The sequence below is a fragment of the Cryobacterium sp. 10I1 genome, assembly GCF_035019805.1.
GTDB classification, from domain to species: domain Bacteria; phylum Actinomycetota; class Actinomycetes; order Actinomycetales; family Microbacteriaceae; genus Cryobacterium; species Cryobacterium glucosi.
Map to the genome: position 1 here is coordinate 1 of NZ_JASJVF010000397.1, position 1,975 is coordinate 1,975.

Annotated in this window: 2 protein-coding genes and 1 pseudogene; 1 reads left to right on the forward strand and 2 read right to left on the reverse strand. The window is 64.7% G+C overall.

Going from position 1 to position 1,975, the window contains the following annotated elements:
• A pseudogene (locus QN345_RS18410) lies at nucleotides 1-697 on the reverse strand (transposase); the annotation flags it as partial.
• Nucleotides 698-793: 96 nt separating this feature from the next.
• On the opposite strand from QN345_RS18410, the gene QN345_RS18415 reads away from it, so the two are divergent.
• Nucleotides 794-949: a hypothetical protein gene (locus tag QN345_RS18415; protein WP_322140582.1), complete on the forward strand. Its 156-nt coding sequence runs from the start codon at nucleotides 794-796 to the stop codon at nucleotides 947-949.
• A 357-nt stretch (nucleotides 950-1,306) separates the two neighbouring features.
• Here QN345_RS18415 and QN345_RS18420 read toward each other — a convergent pair.
• Nucleotides 1,307-1,975 (reverse strand): ATP-binding protein (locus QN345_RS18420; protein ID WP_323509043.1); only part of this gene is annotated, 669 nt, incomplete at its 5' end.

Genomic DNA, 1,975 nt, shown 5'->3' on the forward strand with positions numbered 1-1,975 from the left:
TCGTCGGTGCGGTGTTCGGTGATGTCGGTCAGCCAAAGCTGGTTCGGGCGTGTCGCGGTGAATTTCCGCTCGACGAGGTCGTCGTGGACGGGTGGGCCGGCCTTGCGCGTGAGGCCGCGTTTCTTCGCGAACACGGACCAGAGCCGCTGCTGCGAGCACAGCCGCCAGACCCGGTTCTCGCTGGCGCTGAGGCCCGCCTGGTGGAGCTCGTCGGCGATGAACCGGTATCCGAACGCAGGGTCGTCCCGGTGAGCGTCCCAGGCGGCGTTGGTGAGGTGGGCGTCGTCCCAGTCGCGCTGGGAGATAGGGTTGCGCTTCCACTGGTAGAACGCTTGTTTGGAGAAGCGCAACACCCGGCAGGTCACCGTGACGGGGACACCGTCGACGGCCAGTTCACGGACCAGCGGGTAGATCATTTTGGGTTGACGTCCCGGGACAGATAGGCCACGGCCCGCCGCATGACCTCGGCTTCCTGCTCGAGCAGCCGGATGCGCTTCCTGGCATCGCGCAGTTCCGCGGATTCCTTCTCGGTCACGCCGGGCTTGACGCCTTCTTGGACGTCGGCTTTCTTGAGCCAGTTCGCCAGGCAGGACTCCGAGATCCCGAAGTCCTTCGCGATCTGATTCAGCGGGGCTTCGTGCTTCCGGGCGACCGCGACAACATCGCGGCGGAACTCGGGTGGGTAAGGCTTGGGCATGATGACATCTTTCCAGCGAAGACGAATCTCCACAGGTCAGGAGTCAACCAAACCCGGGGCAGTCCCCTGCTGTCCGACCGGCAAACCATACTTCTCATGGCAGATCCGCACGTTATTGCTCAACTACGGATCGTTCTCAACGACAGCAATGCTCGGCAGACCCGTGACGCTGAACTCCCGACCGGGCAACTCCTCCGATACGACTTCGACCGCAACCTGCACCCCCTCAACCCCTTGGGAAGCTCCCTCTAACCGGCGATCTCCAGTTCTCCACGCTGGTAGCCGCCACTCCAGCACGACGCTGCCAAGCGTGCCAGCGATGCCAACACCGAGCAAACTGGCAGCTGAGGTGCTGTCGACCGGCGTCTTCGCCGATATCCAAGTGGTGCTTTCCCACGAGTGGTGATGAATGCACAGAAGTCGCTGGTCTGGGTTGCATTCGAGTGCCCTAGAACCCGAGGACCCGAGGGATTGTCAATGGCCATTTGGAACTGCCCGTAGGCGGCCAGCAGAATTGCCCGCTGGTGGCCACGAGAACTGCCCGGTCATGGCCAACAGATCTGCCCACCTGGGTGTTGGTGGCGTTGGCCATGCGCGGTCGTAGTTGGTCTAGCTCATCTTCGTGACGCCTTTCCCGGCGAGGGCCTGCGTGAGGCGGATCGAGTCGCCCGAGGTCTGGCAGACGTGGGCGTGGTGCAGGAGCCGGTCAACGGTCGCGGTCGCGAGGGTCTTGGGCATGAGCTCGTCAAAGCCTGCTGGATGCAGGTTCGACGAGACTGCGATGGAGCGTTTCTCGTAGGCGGCATCGACGAGTCGATAGAGGCCCTCGGCGGCGTCGGCCCCGACTTCGAGCAGCCCGATGTCATCGATCACGATCAGATCCGAGCGCAGGATCCGGGCCACGACCCGGCCGACGGAGTCGTCGGCGCGGTGCGCGCGGACGAGAGCACCGAGGTCTTCGAGGCGGAACCAGGCGACTCGCATCCCGGCCTCGACGACTTGCTGGCCGAGGGCCTCGAGGAAGAACGTCTTCCCAGTCCCGGAGGGCCCGCAAACGACGACGTTCTCCTTCCGGCCGATCCATTCCAACGTGCGGAGGGCCTGCTGCGTCGGGGCCGGGATCGAGGACGCGGCCTCATCCCACGTGTCGAACGTTTTCCCCGTTGGGAACCCCGCGGCCCGGCGCCTGGTCGCGAGCATTGACCGGGACCGGCCGGTGACTTCCTCAACGAAGAGGGCCTTGATGATCTCGACGGGTTCCCAGCGTTGCGCCCGGGC

Coding starts and splice junctions, on each gene's coding strand:
- QN345_RS18415 (WP_322140582.1), top strand. CDS start 794: ATGGCAGATCCGCACGTTATTGCTCAACTACGGATCGTTCTCAACGAC.